We start from the raw sequence: 18,412 nt of genomic DNA, 5'->3' as shown, positions 1-18,412 counted from the left end.
TATAGTGCCGCGACTGTCTGAAATTATTGCAGCGTTAATTGAATTTATTACCAATAACGTAGTAAAAAAGGCGCCTCAGCACCTTTTCTAATACCAATAGCCTGGGCCTTACATGCTAATGCCGCCATCAATTTCTACCACCCGGCCGGTGAAGAAATCGTTTTCAAAAATGTATTTAGCTGTGTGGGCAATTTCGCTGGCCTCACCTAAGCGCCCTACCGGCTTCATTTTTTCTAAACGGTCACGCGCTTCGGGTTTCATCGCATCGGTCATCGCCGTGCGGATAACACCCGGCGCTATAGCACCCACACGAATACCAAAACGGCCCAGCTCTCGCGCCCAGGTTACTGTCATGGCTACCACACCGGCTTTAGAGGCAGCGTAGTTGGTTTGGCCCATATTGCCGGCGCGCGCTACGCTGGACATATTAATAATTACACCCTTAGTGCCACGCTTTACCATAGCCACTGCGGCTTCGCGGCCACACAGGAAGACGCCGGTAAGGTTAACATCGATAACCGACTGGAACTGCGCCAGCGACATCTTGCTTTGCAGCTCGCCGTCTTTGTATTTCAAAAGCAGGCCGTCACGTAAAATACCGGCATTGTTAATCAGGCCGTCAATGCCGTTAAAATCGCTGTCAATTTGCGCAAAGGTAGTTTCTACCTGTTGTTCATTAGCCACATTGGCAATGTAGGTATGTACCATGGTTGTAGCACCCAGCTCAGCTTTGGCGGCTGCCAGCTGGTCGGCATTCATATCGATTAATGCTAGTTTGGCACCTTCTGCCGCGCACATGCGGGCCATTTCCAGGCCCAGGCCTTGCGCACCGCCGGTGATGACGATGGTTTTGTTTTGCAGGTTCATCTTTCTACCTTAATTTACAAGAATTGTTCTGCACCGACAGCCGCTGCGTACATTTTTCGTCGGACACGCCGTAAATACATCCCTGTAGGCTCCTCTTTTTCATCCCTGAAAAAGACGGTCCGCCAAAAAAGTACATCCGCGTCTGCCTTTGAAGTAACGCCCGGCTACGCAGAAAAGCAGTAGTAGCGGATACGGATGTACTTTTTTCTGAGACCGTTGGAGGCCATGGATGGCCGACAAATTCGTCAGGAACGAATTTGGACAGCTTCGCTGGCCCTTAGGGTAAACGTTAGGAAGACGTTTACAATTCGAGCCCCATGGACGGTTTATGGTGTGTCTCAGAAAAAATGTACGCAGTAGCCGCGTGACTTCACTACTTAACCAATTACTTCTTTTCAAACAGTTTAAAAATACTGGAAAAATCCAGCTTGCCATTACCGGCCCGCTGGTGCGCCACGTATAAACTGCGCGCCAGTGCCCCCATTGGCGTGCTGCTTTGGCTTTGCAATGCCGCTTCCAGTGCCAGGCCTAAATCTTTTGCCATTAAATCGACCATAAAGCCGCCCTGATAACCGTTAGATGATGGCACATTGGGCATTACATCCGGGCAGGGGTTGTACAGCTCCAGCGTCCAGTTACGGCCCGAGCTTTTTAGCATAATCTCCGACAGCACTTTGGGATCCAGGCCGTTATCCACGCCCATTTGCAGTGCTTCTGAAGTGCCGACCATTAAAATACTCAACAGCATATTGTTGCAGATTTTTGCTACCTGGCCTGCACCAACATCGCCTGCATGAAACAGGTTTTTCCCCATATTGCCAAGCACGGTTTTCGCACGCTCAAAATGCGCCGCATCGCCGCCAACGATAAAGGTTAAAGTACCAGCCTTAGCGCCCCCCACACCGCCAGATACCGGCGCATCAATAAAAGCAATGCCTTGTGCGGCCAGGCCAGCGCCGACTTTACGCGCGCTGTCGGCATCTATGGTAGAACAATCAATTACCAGTGCATCTTTATTAATATTGCCGGCAATGCCTTGCTCACCTAAGTACAGCCCCAGTACATGCTTACCGGCCGGCAGCATCGAAATAACAAACTCCGCACCTGTTACGGCCTCGGCAGCTGTTGCCGCCATGGCTGCACCTTCGGCTTTAACCTGCGCCAGCGCAGCAGCCGATAAATCAAAGGCTGTAACCGCGTGGCCGGCCTTCACCAGATTGATGGCCATAGGGCCGCCCATATTACCTAAACCTATAAATGCAACCTTAGCCATGTTTGCTCCTAATCAGTTATCTGTTTGGCCTAATTCGCGCAACGGGTGCGTATTGGCGCTCCATGGCGAACGGAACAGCTCGTCGATCACGCTCTGCGGTACATCGCTCACCGTTTTGTATTGCCACTTCGGTTGTAAATCTTTATCCATCAGCAAGGCGCGTACGCCTTCGGTAAACTCGCCCAGTTTGCCGCACTGCACGCTTAAGCCCAGCTCCAGCCGGAAGCTGTCGGCCAGAATTTTGCTTTGGCCTAACTTTAACAGTTCAAATACGATATGCGCGGTAATAGGGCTGCCATAAGCCAGTGATTCTTTGGCTTTTTGCAGCCATTTGTCCTCGCCAGACATGCCGTTAACTGCACTGATCACCTCCGGCAACTCAGTGAATCTTGCCAGGGCTTCAATGGCGCTCTGATGTGGCCGGATATTACTCAGCGGCATCTGGGTGCGGCACTGATCTTCTTCAGCGCGCAGTACATCACTAAGCTTTTGATGATTCAACGCAATGGTATCGCCCCATTTAACGGCCAGTAGTTTGTCCAGCAGGGCAGCTTTGCGCTCATGTAATAAGAAGTTATCCGCTAAACCAATAAATTTGGCGTCAGCAGCATTAATAGAAGCGCCGGTTAAACCTAAAAACAAACCGCAACCGGTTGGCATACGGTTTAAAAACCAGCTGGCGCCAACATCCGGGTACAAACCAATTGCCATTTCCGGCATAGCAATACGGCTGCTGGCAGTAACCACCCGGTGCGACGCACCGGCCATCAGGCCTAAACCGCCGCCCATTACTATGCCGTTACCCCACACCAGCACAGGCTTGCCAAAGGTGTGAATTAAATAATCCAGCGTATATTCTTTGGTAAAGAACTCTTCCACATAGGGCGCATATTCACCGGGTTTATCCAGCATGGCTTTGTACAGATCACGGATATCGCCACCGGCACAAAAGGCTTTATCGCCCGCGCCCTGTAGCAACACCATACTGATACTGTCATCGGCTTGCCAGGCTTGCAGTTGAGGCAGTAAAGACTCCACCATCGGTAAGCTAAGGGCATTAAGCGACTTTTCTGAATTAAGCGTAGCCACGCCAATTCTTTTACCATTTTGTGCTGCAAGTTCCTGATACAGCACTACGTCATTTGCGCCGCTCATCAGCCGTTCACCCAGTTGGCTTTGCGTTTGTCTAAAAACGCCTGCACCCCTTCTACCTGATCTTTAGTATCGAACAGGCCGACAAACAGCTCACGCTCCAGCGGCAGTGCGCTTTGTATGCTGCCGCTGCGGCCTTTTTGAATAAGTTTTTTACAGGCGGTAACCGAAGACGGGCTTTGTTCTGCCACCTTTTCCGCCAGGGCCAACGCGCTTTCCAACGCCATACCGGTAGCGACTACCTCTTCCACCAGGCCAATTTGCAATGCTTTTTCTGCGCTAATACGCTCACCACACAAGATCATCCGTTTGGCCCAACCTTCACCTACCAGCCAGGCCAGGTTCTGGGTGCCACCGGCACAGGGCAGTAAGCCAACCTTGGCTTCCGGCAGTGCCATCTGCGCCTGTTGCTCAGCAATACGGATATCACAGGCCAGCGCTACTTCTAAACCACCGCCCATGGCATAGCCGTTAATGGCAGCAATAGACACGCCGCTAAACGCGCTTAAGGTTTCAAAGGCTTCGCCAAAAATGCGCGCCATGTCGCTGGCAATGGCTTTATCGCCATCGGCAAACAGCTTTAAATCAGCGCCGGCTGAGAAAAATTTATCACCCTCGCCGGTGATAACCAGGGCATAGATATTTTTATCCTGATCCAGGCTTTTAACCGCATCGCGCAGCTGGGTTAAGGTGTCGCGCGTCCAGGTATTGGCCGGCGGGTTAGACATGGTAATCAGCGCCGTGTGACCGCGTTTTTCGAGTTTTAGTTGAGCCATTGTTGTCTCCTTGTATTGCCCGAGTACACTCAGGCAAGAAGGAGGATTAGCCTTGTTCTAAAGCGACCGTTGGAGGCCATGGATGGCCGGAATCGAGCCCCATGGATGGTTTACGGCGTGTCGCTGTGGACAAGGCGGTTCCTCCTGATGATTCAGATCATCGTAACAAAAGTTGATTACAGGATGTCGCCTGCGGCTTCATTCAGTAAACGCCGGCCAATAATCAGCCGCATAATCTCGTTGGTGCCTTCCAAAATCTGGTGCACACGTACATCACGGAAATGCCGCTCCAGCGGGTATTCTTTAATGTAGCCATAACCGCCGTGCAGCTGCAGCGCCTGATCACATACCTGAAAACCAACGTCAGTAGCAAAGCGTTTCGCCATCGCACAATAGGCCGTGGCTTCACCGTCTTTTTGGTCCAGCTTAAAGGCCGCTAAGCGCACTAACTGGCGGGCAGCAACTAATTCGGTGGCCATATCGGCCAGTTTAAACTGCAGTGCCTGAAATGCCGCCAATGGCTTACCAAACTGCTGCCGCTCCAGCATATAGTTACGCGCGGTATTCAATGCCTGCTGTGCGGTACCGATTGAACAGGTAGCGATATTAATACGGCCGCCGTCCAGGCCTTTCATCGCAAAGCCAAAGCCTTCGCCTTCGTTACCCAGCAGGTAATGCGCCGGAATCCGCACATCTTCAAAGGTAATTAAACGGGTTGGCTGGGCATTCCAGCCCATTTTTTCTTCCGCTTTACCGTAAATAACGCCCTTGGCATCAGCCGGTACAATAAAGGCCGAAATGCCTTTTGGCCCGGCTTCACCGGTACGCGCCATTACCACTAATACTTCGGTAGCACCGGCACCGGAGATAAACATCTTCGAGCCGTTTAATACGTATTCGTTACCATCTTTTTTTGCACTGGTGCGCAGGCTTGCTGCGTCAGAGCCTGAGCCTGGTTCAGTTAAGCAATAAGATGCCAATTTCTGGCCTGTTACTAAATGCTCCATCCACTGGGCTTTAGCATCACGGCTACCCCAGTTGGCAATCATCCAGGTGGCCATATTGTGGATAGTCAGCATAGCTGTGGTGGCGGTGCAGCCCATCGACAGCTGTTCGAAAATAATGGAGGAATCTAAGCGTGATAGCCCCATACCGCCGTCTTCTTCTGGCGTATACAGTGAGCAAAAGCCCAACTCACCGGCTTTTTGGATCACGTCTTTGGGGAAGTGATGCTCACGATCCCATTGGGCTGCGTGTGGCGCCAGTTCTTGTTCGGCAAACTGTTTGGCCACATCGACAAAGGCTTGTTGGTCTTCTGTTAAATTGAAATTCATAGTTGGTCCTGCTTATCCAATCGGCTTCGTTTTGCTTGCGTACGTTGCCGTATTAACCGTTTTGAACCTGCATCTGAGGCTGACTGCAACGCGGAACCGGAACAACTAAGCAGACGATCAAAAGCGAATTTGGGAGAAATTCGCGGGTCTGCGTGTTGTTACGGTGGAAGCGGTTGCCAGCACCGGACAGCGAGGACCACACTTTACACACTGACACGCCATAAACCGTCCCTGGGGCTCGATTCCGGCCATCCATGGCCTCCAACGGTCAGTTTAGTAAAGTCTGGCCCTCACCCGGTTCCGTTAACGCAAGTTAATCGACATATTCGGGCCGGACACCGGAATATCGTCGTCAAACCAGCGCGCTGTAATGGTTTTCGTCTCAGTGTAAAAACGTACCGCCTGCTTACCGTAAGCATGCTGGTCGCCATAGAACGAGCCTTTCCAGCCGGTAAACGAGAAGAATGGCAGTGGCACCGGAATAGGAATATTAATCCCTACCTGACCCACTTCCACCTCGTGCTGATACTTGCGAGCAGCCGCGCCGCTGGCAGTAAAGATTGAAGTACCGTTACCGTAGGGGCTGTCGTTTACTATTTTCAGCGCTTCATCTAATGAAGCAACGTGCATGGTAGACAATACCGGACCAAAGATTTCCTGCTTATAAATTTCCATCCCGGTAGTAACGTTGCTAAACACTGTTGGCCCAACCCAGTTACCGTTCGGGTAGCCTTCTACCTTGCAGTCTGAGCCATCCAGCACGCAGGTCGCGCCTTCTTTTTTACCCTGCTCAATTAACGATAACACCCGGGCACGCGCCTGCGGGCTGATTTGTGGGCCGTAAGCGGCGTTCGGGTCGGTGTAAACACCGGGGCGTACCTTGCCAATGGCAGCGGCCACTTCCGGGATCCAATCCGCTGCGCCACCAACAAATACGGCGACAGAAATCGCCATACAGCGCTGACCGGCCGCACCGACAGAAGCCCCCACCAGGGCATTGATCACCTGCTGCTTATTAGCATCCGGCATAATTACCATATGGTTTTTCGCACCGGCAAAGGCCTGCACGCGTTTTAAGTTGTCGGTACCGGTTTTGTAGATGTACTGGCCCACATTAACCGAGCCCACAAACGAAATGGCTTTAATATCCGGGTGGTGCAGTATGGCATCTACCTGCTCTTTCGCGCCGTGCACTACCTGCAACACGCCTTTTGGCGCGCCGGCTTTAACAAACAGCTCAGCAATTTTATTTACCGTCATCGGATCTTGCTCTGACGGTTTTAAAATAAAGGTATTACCGCAGGCAATGGCCATCGGGAACATCCACAATGGGATCATCGCCGGGAAGTTAAACGGCGTAATACCGGCACACACGCCCAGCGGCTGAATATAGCTGTAGGTGTCGATGCTGCGGGCGACGTTTTCTACCGTTTCGCCCATCATTAATGACGGAATATTTGCCGCCTGCTCAACCACCTCGATACCACGCCAGACATCACCTTTGGCATCTTCTACTGTTTTACCCAGTTCGCGGCAGATAATGTCGGCAATTTCACCCTGATGCTCTTTTAATAAATGCGCAAAGCGCATCATTAAACGGGCGCGTTCCGATACCGGCACTTCTTTCCACGTTAAAAACGCCGCTTTGGCCGACTCGATAGCGCGTTCCATCTCACTTGGCGTGGCGCAAGCCACCTGAGCAATCACGTCTTGTGTTGCCGGGTTGGTAACGGGGATCAGTTTGTCACCGGTAGGGGTAACGAACTCGCCGTCGATAAAATGTTTAACCTGTTGTGTCATGTTGCTTCTCCCGATTGTTTGGGTGTACCGCCGGCATTTATATCTGTGTAATGCTATTCGCCAGTCAGTTGTTTATTTGTTACTGCAGTTGCAGTAAGCCGGTTGCAAAGCCTGCTATGCTCGCCACAGCGGCATTTCGGCCAATCCTGGCCTCAATGAGGCGGGCCGGCTAAGGCCGACCAGCTTCGTTCCCGACGAAGCTGTTACCCGCCTTCGCTGCCGCGAAATAAGTCTGTGGCTGCGCTATCAGGTTTGCCACCTCGCTAGTTTAATTCGTTACAGTACTTCCACAGCTAAAGCCACGGCTTCACCGCCACCGATACACAGTGAGGCTACACCTTTGCTTAAACCGCGGTTACGCAGCGCATGAATAAGGGTAACCAGAATACGCGCGCCTGAAGCACCGATAGGATGGCCCAGCGCACAGGCGCCGCCGTTTACGTTGACTTTGCTCTCATCCAGGCCCAGCTCGTTAATCGCCAGCATGGTGACCATGGCAAAGGCTTCGTTAATCTCCCACAGGTCTACCTGCTGTTTATCCCAGCCGGCTTTTTGCAGCACTTTTTGCATAGCGCCAACCGGGGCTACGGTAAACAGTGCCGGTTCCATTGAATTTGTAGCATGGGCGACTACGCGGGCTAACGGCTTAGCGCCCTGAGCTTTGGCATCAAACTCGCGCATTAAAATAAGCGCTGCTGCACCGTCTGAAATAGAACTGGAGTTGGCGGCTGTGATCGTGCCGTCTTTAGCAAAGGCCGGGCGCAGGGTTGGGATTTTGTCTACCCTGGCATTGCCCGGTTGCTCGTCAACGTTAAAGGTGACTTCGCCTTTACGGGCCTGAAAGGTAACCGGGGTAATTTCACCCTCGAAAGCCCCTGAATTAATTGCTTGCTGGGCGCGGGTTAAAGATTGCACCGCAAAGGCATCCATCTGCTCGCGGGTAATGCCTTTTTCATCGGCTGTGCCCTGGGCAAAACAACCCATGGCCTTACCGTCATAGGCATTTTCCAGACCGTCTAACATCATATGATCTTTAATCTGGCCATGGCCCATACGGTAACCACTGCGCGCTTTATCCAGCAGGTAAGGTGCGTTACTCATTGACTCCATACCACCGGCCACCACCACATCTGCGCTACCGGCCTTGAGTAAATCGCTTGCCAGCATTACCGCTTTTAAGCCCGAGCCGCATACTTTATTGATGGTGGTAGCACCAGCGCTTAGCGGTAAACCGGCTTTTAATGTGGCCTGGCGTGCCGGGGCCTGGCCTAAACCGGCTGGCAACACGTTGCCCATAATCACTTCGCTGACCTTATCACCGCTTAAACCGGCCTGCTCTAATGCCGCCTTAATGGCGGTGGCGCCCAGCACGGTGGCATCTACATCCGCTAAGCCGCCCATAAAGCCGCCCATAGCGGTACGTGTTGCAGCAACGATCACAATATTGTCGGTAGCCATAATATTCTCCCCAGAAGCGGTCGGCTAAAAAGTTGCACCAGAGCCTACACCAAATTTACGTTTACGCCAACGTCAACCCACTAACACTATGGTAGTGTGCACGGCTTTTGGTTCAGCAAAGTGTACAGTCTTACCAGTACAAACTGGCATTTTTGCTTTACAAAGGCCACCAAAAAGCCACTTTTGCCAATTTAACAGCCAGACACCAGCTTTACCTTTACGTAAACTTCACTTATATTGACAGCGTTTTCGGGGAAGGCGTTATGACAGAAAAAGAAGAAAAAACATACAGTATCAGCGAACTGGCCAAAGAGTTTGATATTACTACCCGTAGTATCCGCTTTTATGAAGATCAGGGGCTGATCACGCCTTTACGTAACGGCCAAACCCGTATTTACAGCAAGCGCGACCGGGTGCGGTTAAAACTGATTTTACGTGGTAAACGTCTGGGTTTTAGCCTGGCCGAAACCGGCCAGCTGTTTGAGCTGTACGACGCAGATAAAAGCAGCGTTACCCAGTTAAATACTATGCTGAAGCTGATAGAGCTGAAAAAAGCCGAGCTGCACCAGCAACTGGACGATATCAAAGTTGTGCTGATGGAACTGGTAACGGTAGAAAAACGTTGCCGCGATACTTTAGCCGACGCCAAACAACATAAAACCGGCCTGAATTAATAAAGCGCCGGTTAAAAAACATAGCAAACGGGGATCCACAATGATTAGCAGTTATAAAGGGCTTAATTTCGATTTAGGCGAAACGGTAGATATGATCCGCGAGCAGGTTAACGCCTTCGCCCGCGAAGAAATCGCCCCGCGCGCCGCCCATATTGACGAGAAAAACGAGTTCCCGAATGAGCTGTGGCGCAAGTTCGGTGATTTAGGCCTGCTGGGTATCACCGTAGACGAAAAATACGGCGGCTCAGGCTTAGGCTATTTAGAACACGTGGTGGCACTGGAAGAAATCAGCCGCGCCTCGGCCTCGGTTGGCTTATCGTACGGTGCGCATTCAAACCTGTGTGTAAACCAGATTTTCCGCAACGGCACTGAAGCGCAGAAAATGAAATATCTGCCAAAGCTGTGCTCAGGCGAGCATATCGGTGCCCTGGCAATGAGTGAGCCTAATGCCGGCTCAGATGTTGTCAGCATGAAGCTGCGTGCAGAAAAACAAGGCGATAAGTACATTTTAAACGGCAATAAGATGTGGATCACCAATGGCCCGGATGCACACACTTATGTGATTTACGCCAAAACCGATATTAACGCCGGCTCTAAGGGCATTACCGCCTTTATTGTTGAACGTGGCACCAAGGGTTTTAGCACGGCGCAGAAGCTGGATAAGCTGGGTATGCGCGGCTCTAACACTTGTGAGCTGGTGTTTGAAGATTGCGAAGTACCGGCAGAGAACGTGCTGGGCCAGGTTGGCGGCGGCGTTAAGGTATTAATGAGCGGCCTGGATTACGAGCGTGTGGTGTTATCCGCCGGCCCGCTTGGCATTATGCAGGCCTGTATGGACGTGGTAGTACCTTATATTCACGACCGTAAGCAGTTTGGCCAATCTATCGGTGAGTTCCAGCTGGTACAGGGCAAACTGGCCGATATGTATACTCAGATGAATGCAGCTAAATCTTACGTGTACACGGTAGCCAAAGCCTGTGATCGCGGTGAAACCACGCGTAAAGATGCGGCAGCGGTTATTCTGTACTCGGCAGAGCTGGCTACCAAGATGGCACTGGATGCCATTCAGTTGTTGGGTGGTAATGGCTACATTAACGAATACCCAACCGGGCGCTTACTGCGCGATGCCAAGCTGTACGAAATTGGCGCCGGTACCTCGGAAATCCGCCGTATGCTGATTGGCCGGGAATTGTTTACCGAATCAAACTAAGGTTTAAAGGCGAAACTCGGGTGGAAGCGGCTGCTTCCACCGTAACAACACGCAGACCCGCGAATTTCTCCCAAATTCGCTCTTGATCGTCTGCTTAGTTGTTCCGGTTCCGCACCGCCCCAAATAGCCGTAACTAAATAGAAAGTTGAACGAGGCGAAGCGCGTAACAGATTTAACTAAACGAGCGATCAAAAGTGAGCCGGGGAGCGGCGAACGGGCGAGTGTGTTAAATGTGTGAAAGCAGCGAAGCCGTGAATCTAAGTCCGGTGCAGGCCAAAGCTTCCACCGTAACAACACGCAGACCCGCTCGGATCTCCCATCCTCGCTCTTGATCGTCTGCTTAGTTGTTCCGGTTCCGCTTTGTCTAACCAGCTCTGGTATAAGGTGACTTAAGTGACCAGAATTACCTCCAAAATAAACCCTCGCTCTGAGGACTTCCAGAAAAACGCCGCCGCCATGCAGGCCGTGGTCGATGATCTGAACAGCAAAGTACAGCAAATTAAACTCGGTGGCGGCGAAGCCTTAATTGCCCGCCATACCGCCCGTGGCAAACTCTTTGTGCGTGACCGCATCCAAAAATTACTCGACCCGGGCTCACCGTTTTTAGAAGTAGGCCAGTTTGCCGGCTGGGAATGCTACGACGATTACGTACCCAGCGCCGGTGTGGTAGCCGGTATCGGCCGCGTTAGCGGTGTCGAGTGCATGATAGTCGCCAACGACGCCACGGTAAAAGGCGGCACCTACTACCCGCTTACGGTGAAAAAGCATTTACGCGCGCAGGAAATTGCCGAGCGCTGCCACCTGCCCTGTATTTATCTGGTCGACTCCGGCGGCGCCAACCTGCCACGGCAGGACGAGGTATTCCCCGACAAACTGCACTTTGGCCGTATCTTCTTTAACCAGGCCAATATGTCAGCCAAAGGCATACCGCAAATTGCCGTGGTAATGGGCCTCTGTACTGCCGGTGGTGCTTATGTACCGGCGATGGCTGATGAAAGCATTATTGTTAAAGAGCAAGGCACCATCTTTTTGGCCGGCCCGCCGCTGGTAAAAGCCGCTACCGGTGAAGAAGTATCAGCTGAAGAGCTCGGCGGTGCTGACGTGCACTGTAAAATTTCCGGCGTGGCCGATCACTATGCGTTAAACGACGAGCATGCGCTGCAACTGGCCCGTAACGCAGTAAGCCGCTTAAACCGCCCTGCGCCGCAAGCGATGGATGTTAAAGCACCGCAAGAGCCGTTGTATGACGCCAAAGAGCTGTACGGCATTGTCGGCACCGACCTGCGCAAGCCGTTTGATGTCAAAGAAGTGATAGCCCGTATTGTCGACGGCTCTGACTTTGATGAATTTAAGCAATATTATGGCGCTACCCTGGTGTGCGGCTTTGCGCGTATCTTCGGATATCCGGTGGGTATTGTCGCCAATAACGGGATACTATTTTCAGAGTCGGCACAAAAAGGCGCGCACTTTATTGAGCTTTGCGCCCAGCGCAAAATTCCGCTGCTGTTCCTGCAAAACATTACCGGCTTTATGGTCGGTAAAAAGTATGAAGCTGAAGGCATTGCCAAGCACGGCGCCAAAATGGTGATGGCAGTAAGCTGTGCCAAAGTACCGAAATTTACCGTGCTAATTGGCGGCAGCTATGGCGCCGGTAACTACGGCATGTGTGGCCGTGCTTACGATCCCACCATGATGTGGATGTGGCCCAATGCCCGTATCTCGGTAATGGGTGGTGAGCAGGCTGCCGGTGTAATGGCGCAGGTAACCAAAGACGGCTTGGCCCGTAAAGGTGAAACCTTATCAAGCGACGCCGAGAAAGCACTGAAACAGCCTATTATTGAACAGTATGAAAAACAGGGCCATCCGTACTATGCCAGCGGCCGCTTGTGGGATGACGGTATTATCGACCCGGCACAAACCCGGATGACAGTAGGGCTGGCATTAGCTGCTGCGCTGAATGCACCGATTGAAGAGAGCCGTTTTGGCGTGTTCCGGATGTGATGCCACGATGATGCAGACAATCGCAATCACTCCGTACAACTTTGTCAGAACACGCCGTGAATACATCCCTGTAGGCTCGTGTTTTTCGTCCCTGAAAAACACGGTTCTGAGCAAAGTGCACTGCGCACTTGCTGCACCGGATATGAAGCGGGTGCGGATGTGATTTTTTCGGTGACCGTTGGAGGCCATGGATGCCGACAAATTCGTCAGGAACGAATTTGGACAGCTTCGCTGGCCCGAAGGGTAAACGTTCGGAAGACGTTTACAAATCGAGCCCCATGGAGGGTTTATGGCGTGTCGCAGAAAAAACTTCACGCAGCAACCGCGATTTCGAAGAAATGCAGTCTCAAGTTGCATTAACACTTTCGGAGACAAAATGAACCAGGTTTACACAGAAGTCAGTATCGACCCGCGCGGCGTAGCCACCCTAACGCTAAACCGCCCCGAGGTGCACAACGCCTTTGACGATGCGATGATCGCAGAACTTATCGCCGTACTGCGCGATTTGGCCAATAACGACAACGTGCGGGTGTTAGTACTAGCCGCCAACGGCAAAAACTTCTCTGCCGGTGCCGACTTAAACTGGATGCGCTCTATGGCGCAAAAAAACTACCAGCAAAATTTAAACGACGCCAGCGAACTGGCCACCCTAATGCACCGGCTGGATAAATTTCCCAAGCCAACTATTGCGCTGGTAAAAGGTGCCGCCTTTGGTGGTGCTTTAGGTTTAGTGGCCTGCTGCGATATTGCTATCGCCGAGGAAAACGCCAGCTTTTGCTTAAGCGAAGTGCGCATCGGTTTAATACCGGCCGTGATCAGCCCTTATGTAATGCGCGCCATTGGCGAGCGTGAAAGCCGGCGTTATTTTTTAACGGCAGAGCGTTTTATGGCACCGAAAGCGAAAAAGCTGGGCCTGCTGCATGAAGTGGTCAGCGAAGGTGAGTTAAACGACAGCCTTGAGACCTTTGTGAACACTCTGCTGCAAAACAGCCCGGCGGCACTAACTGCAGCCAAATCGCTGATCCACAATATTTATAACCGCAAAATCAGCAATAATGTCATCGCCCATACCGAACAGGCAATTGCTGAAATCCGGGTATCGCCTGAAGGTCAGGAAGGTTTAAGCGCCTTTTTAGAAAAACGTAAACCGGCCTGGCTTGGCAAGGAAGACGCATAATGTTTCGCAAAATATTAATAGCTAACCGCGGCGAAATTGCCTGCCGCGTGATTGACACCGCGCATAAACTCGGCATCCGCTGCGTGGCGGTATATTCCGAAGCCGACGCCAATGCCCGGCATGTGCGCATGGCCGATGAAGCCTATTTATTAGGCCCGGCGCCAAGCAAAGATTCTTACCTGCGCAGTGACAAAATTATCGCCATCGCCAAACAAAGCGGTGCTGAAGCTATTCACCCAGGCTACGGCTTTTTATCGGAAAACGAAAGCTTTGCCAAAGCCTGTGAAGAAGCGGGCGTAGTGTTTATCGGCCCACCGGTGGGTGCCATTACTGCTATGGGCTCAAAAAGCGCCGCCAAAGAGATCATGGCTAAAGCCGGCGTGCCGCTGGTACCGGGTTATCATGGTGATGATCAGTCCGATGACTTACTTAAAGCCGAATCAGCGCGTATTGGTTACCCGCAGCTGTTAAAAGCCGCCTACGGTGGTGGTGGTAAAGGTATGCGCGTGGTGTGGAAACAGCAAGAGTTTACTGATGCCTTAGCCAGTGCGCGGCGTGAAGCCAAAGCCGGTTTTGGCAACGACAAAATGCTGATTGAGCGCTATTTAACCAAGCCGCGCCACATTGAAATTCAGGTGTTTGCCGACAGCCACGGCAATGCGGTATATCTGGCCGAGCGCGATTGCTCTATCCAGCGCCGCCACCAAAAAGTGATTGAAGAAGCGCCGGCGCCAAACTTTAGCAGCGCACAGCGCCAAGCCATGGGTGAAGCGGCGGTAAAAGCGGCTAAAGCCATCGATTATCGCGGTGCCGGTACCGTGGAGTTTTTATTCGACGAAGACGGCTCTTTCTACTTTATGGAAATGAACACCCGGCTGCAGGTAGAACACCCGGTTACCGAGATGATCACCGGCCAGGACTTAGTTAAATGGCAGCTGCTGGTCGCCGCCGGCGAGACATTGCCACTGGCGCAGGATGATATTCAACTCGATGGCCATGCCATTGAGGTACGGGTGTATGCCGAAGATCCGGATAACGATTTCCTGCCACAAACCGGCAAGCTGACCTATTTGCGCCAGCCCGAAGCCAACCGCCATGTGCGGGTAGATACCGGTGTGGTAGAAAACGATGAAGTATCGCCGTTTTACGATCCAATGATCGCCAAGTTAATTGTCTGGGATGAAAGCCGTGACCGCGCTATTGCCCGCATGTTACGCGCACTGGATGATTACCGCATTGCCGGTGTTACCACTAACTTAAGCTTTCTAACCAGCTTAACCGAGCACCCGGCTTTTAAAGCGGCCGAGCTTGATACCAACTTTATTAATAAGCATCAGCAAAGCTTATTTGCCCCGGCGAATAAAGAAAATAACCAGGCACTGGTACTGGCAGCACTTTATATCTTGCAGCAGCAAAAAGCGCCGCAAACCTCGTGTAACAGCTTCAGCCCGTGGCAGTTCAGCCATGGCTGGCGGATGAACGAGACACCGACTGTCGACATTGCGCTGCAACACGGCGAGCATAAAACGCTGTTAAAAGTGCAACAACTGCAGCAGCATTATGTGATTGACGTGGCAGGCCAGCAGCTTTGCTGCACGGCCGAACTTAATGGCGATGAGCTAAGCGCGGTGCTCGGCGATCACCGTACCAAGGTGCGGGTAAGCCGCTATGCTGACACCTTCAATGGCGACACCATCAGCGTGTTTATTAAGCATCAGCGTTATGACTTTATCTACCAGACCGAAGTGGCTACCGAGGTTGAAAGCGGCGATCACGCCGGCAGCTTAACCGCACCAATGAACGGCACTATCGTCGCAGTAATGGCCAAAGCAGGCAGCACTGTTAACGCCGGTGATACCCTGGTGATAATGGAAGCGATGAAGATGGAGTACAGCATTAAAGCACCGAAAAACGGTGTCGTTAATGAAGTATTCTATGCCGCCGGCGACCTGGTAAAAGACGGCGCTGAACTGGTTGATTTTAGCCCGGAGGAAGCATGAGTTTTCCCAAGCAAGTGCGCATTGTTGAAGTCGGTCCGCGTGATGGCCTGCAAAATGAAGCAACTGTGGCTACCGCCGATAAAATCGCACTGATTGATATGCTAACGGCCGCCGGCCACAGCTATATTGAAAGCGGTGCCTTTGTTTCCCCGAAGTGGGTGCCGCAAATGGCGGACTCTTCAGAGGTGTTTGCCGGTATCAGCCGCAAAGCCGGTGTTACCTATGCGGCGCTAACGCCGAACTTAAAAGGCTATGCAGCGGCCAAAGCCGCCGGTGCCACTGAAGTAGCGATTTTTGGTGCAGCATCCGAAGCCTTTAGCCAGAAAAACATTAATTGCAGCATCGCAGAGAGCCTGGAACGCTTTGCGCCTGTGGTCGAAGCCGCCAAAGCCGACGGTATTAAAGTGCGCGGCTATGTGTCCTGCGTGGTCGGCTGCCCCTATCAGGGTGATGTTGCCCCTACCGAAGTAGCATTGGTCGCTAAAGCGCTGCTGGAGATGGGCTGCTACGAGATTTCACTGGGCGATACCATAGGCGTTGGCACGCCGGATAAAGTGAATGCGATGCTCGATGCGGTCCTCTCTATGGTGCCGGTAGATAAACTGGCGGTGCATTTTCACGACACATACGGCCAGGCGTTAACCAATATTTACGTAGCGCTAAGCCGTGGCATCAGTGTTATTGACAGCGCTGTAGCCGGTTTGGGCGGCTGCCCTTATGCTGCCGGGGCGTCAGGCAATGTTGCCACCGAAGATGTGGTGTATTTGCTTAACGGCCTTGGCATTTCGCACGGTATAGATTTAACTGCGCTGGCCAAAGCCGGCTGGTTTATTACCGACAAGCTGGGGAAGCAGCCTAGTTCTAAAGTAGGATTGGCGCTTAGGGCCAAGTGCACGCAAACTGGTAGTTAGTTAACAGCAACAACTAAGGTTCTTCGAACACGGTAATCACTCCGTACAACTTTGCCGGAACACGCCGTAAATACGTCCCTGTAGGCTCCTGTTTTTCATCCATGAAAAACACGGTTCCGGTCAAAGTGTACTGCGCGCTTACCTCGGCACAGATGCCAGCGGATGCGGATGTGATTTTTTCAGCGACCGTTGGAGGCCATGGATGCTGACAAATTCGTCTGGAACGAATTTGACCAGCTTTGCTGGCCCATGGGGTGAATTTCAAGGATGAAATTCATAAATCGAGCCCCATGGATGGTTTATGGCGTGTCGCAGAAAAAACTTCACGCAGCAGCCGCGTAATCGAAGAGCAGTTCGCAACAGATAGTTCAGCAAAGAACAGAGGACAACAAATGGCAGGGTTTAATAAAGTCGTACATAGCTACGAAGATGCCATGGCAGGCCTGCAGGACGGCATGACCGTTATTGCCGGTGGCTTTGGCTTATGCGGTATTCCGGAAGGTTTAATTGCCCAAATCAAAAAAATGCAAACTAAAGATCTCACCGTAGTATCAAACAACTGCGGTGTAGATGGCTTTGGTTTGGGTATTTTGCTTGAAGATCGGCAAATCAAAAAAATGGTTGCCTCTTACGTGGGCGAAAATGCGCTGTTTGAAAAACAACTGCTGAACGGCGAGCTGGAAGTGGAATTAACACCACAAGGCACCCTGGCCGAGAAAATGCGTGCCGGCGGTGCTGGCATACCGGCGTTTTTCACTGCCACCGGTTACGGTACGCCGGTAGCTGAGGGCAAAGAAACCCGCGAAATTAATGGCCGCAACTATGTGCTGGAAGAATCTATCACTGGTGATTTTGCCATAGTGCGCGCCTGGAAAGCCGACCGCTACGGCAACCTGGTGTTTCGTCACACCTCAATGAACTTCAACCCGATGGCGGCTACCGCCGGTAAAATTACCGTGGCTGAAGTAGAAGAAATTGTCGAGCCGGGTGAGCTGGAGCCATCACAAATTCACACCCCGGGTATTTACGTGCAGCGCGTGATTAAAGGTAACTTTGAAAAACGCATTGAACGTCGTATGGTCCGTCAAGGTTAAGGAGGCAACAATGGCTTTATCTCGTGAACAGGTTGCCATGCGCGTGGCGCAGGAGCTGCAAGACGGTTACTACGTTAACTTAGGCATCGGTATTCCTACGCTGGTAGCTAACTATGTGCCAGCCGGCATTGAAGTAATGCTGCAATCCGAAAACGGCTTGCTCGGTATGGGCCCCTACCCGACAGAAGACGAAATTGACGCTGATATGATCAACGCCGGCAAAGAAACCGTTACTGCCATTAAAGGCGCGGCTATTTTCAGCTCGGCCGAAAGCTTTGCCATGATCCGTGGCGGCCATGTCGATCTAACCGTGCTGGGCGCGTTTGAAGTGGATCAAAACGGCAATATCGCCAGTTGGATGATCCCGGGTAAACTGGTTAAAGGTATGGGCGGCGCGATGGATTTAGTCGCCGGTGCGCAAAATATCGTGGTAACCATGACCCACGCCGACAAATACGGCAACAGCAAGTTACTGGAAAGCTGCACCCTGCCGCTAACCGGGGTGGGCTGTGTAAAGAAAATCGTTACCGATTTAGCCGTACTGGAAGTACGTAACGGTGCCTTCCACTTACTGGAGCGTGCTCCGGGCATTTCAGTTGAAGAAATTCAGCAGAAAACCGCTGGCAAGCTGGTTATCGAAGGCAACGTGCCGGAGATGGTGTTTAGCTAAACTGTCGGTTTAATC

The 18,412-nt window shown here is 52.0% G+C and carries 15 protein-coding genes; 8 read left to right on the top strand and 7 right to left on the bottom strand.

Features of this window, described 5'->3' with window-relative positions; genetic code table 11:
- Positions 1-108 precede the first annotated feature (108 nt).
- The 7 genes from J3B89_RS13095 to J3B89_RS13065 all read right to left on the bottom strand — a co-directional run bounded on the left by J3B89_RS13095 (position 109) and on the right by J3B89_RS13065 (position 8,660).
- Positions 109-867 carry an SDR family oxidoreductase gene (locus J3B89_RS13095; protein ID WP_215398046.1) on the bottom strand — a complete coding sequence of 253 codons (759 nt, stop codon included), beginning with the start codon at positions 865-867 and terminating at the stop codon, positions 109-111.
- A gap of 385 nt (positions 868-1,252) precedes the next feature.
- The gene (mmsB, locus tag J3B89_RS13090) at positions 1,253-2,140 is read right to left on the bottom strand and encodes a 3-hydroxyisobutyrate dehydrogenase (RefSeq protein WP_215398045.1); all 888 of its coding nucleotides are present in this window, start codon (positions 2,138-2,140) and stop codon (positions 1,253-1,255) included.
- Between the two features lie 12 nt (positions 2,141-2,152).
- Positions 2,153-3,295 (bottom strand): enoyl-CoA hydratase/isomerase family protein, encoded by a 1,143-nt coding sequence (locus J3B89_RS13085; protein ID WP_215398044.1) that lies wholly within the window; start codon positions 3,293-3,295, stop codon positions 2,153-2,155.
- Positions 3,295-4,068, bottom strand: a complete 774-nt coding sequence (locus J3B89_RS13080; RefSeq protein ID WP_215398043.1) for an enoyl-CoA hydratase — start codon at positions 4,066-4,068, stop codon at positions 3,295-3,297. Before J3B89_RS13080 ends, J3B89_RS13085 begins: the two co-directional genes overlap by 1 nt.
- Positions 4,069-4,244: 176 nt before the next feature.
- Positions 4,245-5,402, bottom strand: a complete 1,158-nt coding sequence (locus J3B89_RS13075) for an acyl-CoA dehydrogenase family protein (RefSeq protein WP_215398042.1) — start codon at positions 5,400-5,402, stop codon at positions 4,245-4,247.
- 303 nt (positions 5,403-5,705) lie between these two features.
- Positions 5,706-7,202: a CoA-acylating methylmalonate-semialdehyde dehydrogenase gene (locus tag J3B89_RS13070; RefSeq protein WP_215398041.1), complete on the bottom strand. Its 1,497-nt coding sequence runs from the start codon at positions 7,200-7,202 to the stop codon at positions 5,706-5,708.
- 276 nt (positions 7,203-7,478) lie between these two features.
- Positions 7,479-8,660, bottom strand: a complete 1,182-nt coding sequence (locus tag J3B89_RS13065; protein ID WP_215398040.1) for a thiolase family protein — start codon at positions 8,658-8,660, stop codon at positions 7,479-7,481.
- A 263-nt stretch (positions 8,661-8,923) separates the two neighbouring features.
- Between J3B89_RS13065 and J3B89_RS13060 the strand changes: the two genes are divergently transcribed.
- The 8 genes from J3B89_RS13060 to J3B89_RS13025 all read left to right on the top strand — a co-directional run bounded on the left by J3B89_RS13060 (position 8,924) and on the right by J3B89_RS13025 (position 18,397).
- Positions 8,924-9,334 (top strand): MerR family transcriptional regulator, encoded by a 411-nt coding sequence (locus J3B89_RS13060; RefSeq protein ID WP_068234834.1) that lies wholly within the window; start codon positions 8,924-8,926, stop codon positions 9,332-9,334.
- 40 nt (positions 9,335-9,374) lie between these two features.
- Positions 9,375-10,544 (top strand): isovaleryl-CoA dehydrogenase, encoded by a 1,170-nt coding sequence (locus J3B89_RS13055; protein WP_215398039.1) that lies wholly within the window; start codon positions 9,375-9,377, stop codon positions 10,542-10,544.
- Positions 10,545-10,937: 393 nt separating this feature from the next.
- Positions 10,938-12,545 carry a carboxyl transferase domain-containing protein gene (locus J3B89_RS13050; protein ID WP_215398038.1) on the top strand — a complete coding sequence of 536 codons (1,608 nt, stop codon included), beginning with the start codon at positions 10,938-10,940 and terminating at the stop codon, positions 12,543-12,545.
- A gap of 376 nt (positions 12,546-12,921) precedes the next feature.
- Entirely contained in the window at positions 12,922-13,722 is an 801-nt protein-coding gene (locus J3B89_RS13045; RefSeq protein WP_215398037.1) for an enoyl-CoA hydratase/isomerase family protein, read from the top strand.
- On the top strand, positions 13,722-15,722 hold the full coding sequence (locus J3B89_RS13040; RefSeq protein ID WP_215398036.1) for an acetyl/propionyl/methylcrotonyl-CoA carboxylase subunit alpha: 2,001 nt from the start codon (positions 13,722-13,724) through the stop codon (positions 15,720-15,722). Before J3B89_RS13045 ends, J3B89_RS13040 begins: the two co-directional genes overlap by 1 nt.
- Positions 15,719-16,633 (top strand): hydroxymethylglutaryl-CoA lyase, encoded by a 915-nt coding sequence (locus tag J3B89_RS13035; protein ID WP_215398035.1) that lies wholly within the window; start codon positions 15,719-15,721, stop codon positions 16,631-16,633. Before J3B89_RS13040 ends, J3B89_RS13035 begins: the two co-directional genes overlap by 4 nt.
- Positions 16,634-17,025: 392 nt before the next feature.
- The gene (locus J3B89_RS13030) at positions 17,026-17,727 is read left to right on the top strand and encodes a CoA transferase subunit A (RefSeq protein WP_215398034.1); all 702 of its coding nucleotides are present in this window, start codon (positions 17,026-17,028) and stop codon (positions 17,725-17,727) included.
- 10 nt (positions 17,728-17,737) lie between these two features.
- The gene (locus tag J3B89_RS13025; protein ID WP_215398033.1) at positions 17,738-18,397 is read left to right on the top strand and encodes a CoA transferase subunit B; all 660 of its coding nucleotides are present in this window, start codon (positions 17,738-17,740) and stop codon (positions 18,395-18,397) included.
- The last annotated feature ends 15 nt before the right edge of the window (positions 18,398-18,412 follow it).

It is taken from the genome of Rheinheimera oceanensis, assembly GCF_018831085.1.
GTDB lineage: Bacteria > Pseudomonadota > Gammaproteobacteria > Enterobacterales > Alteromonadaceae > Alishewanella > Alishewanella oceanensis.
This window is presented reverse-complemented; position numbering and strand designations above follow the sequence as displayed.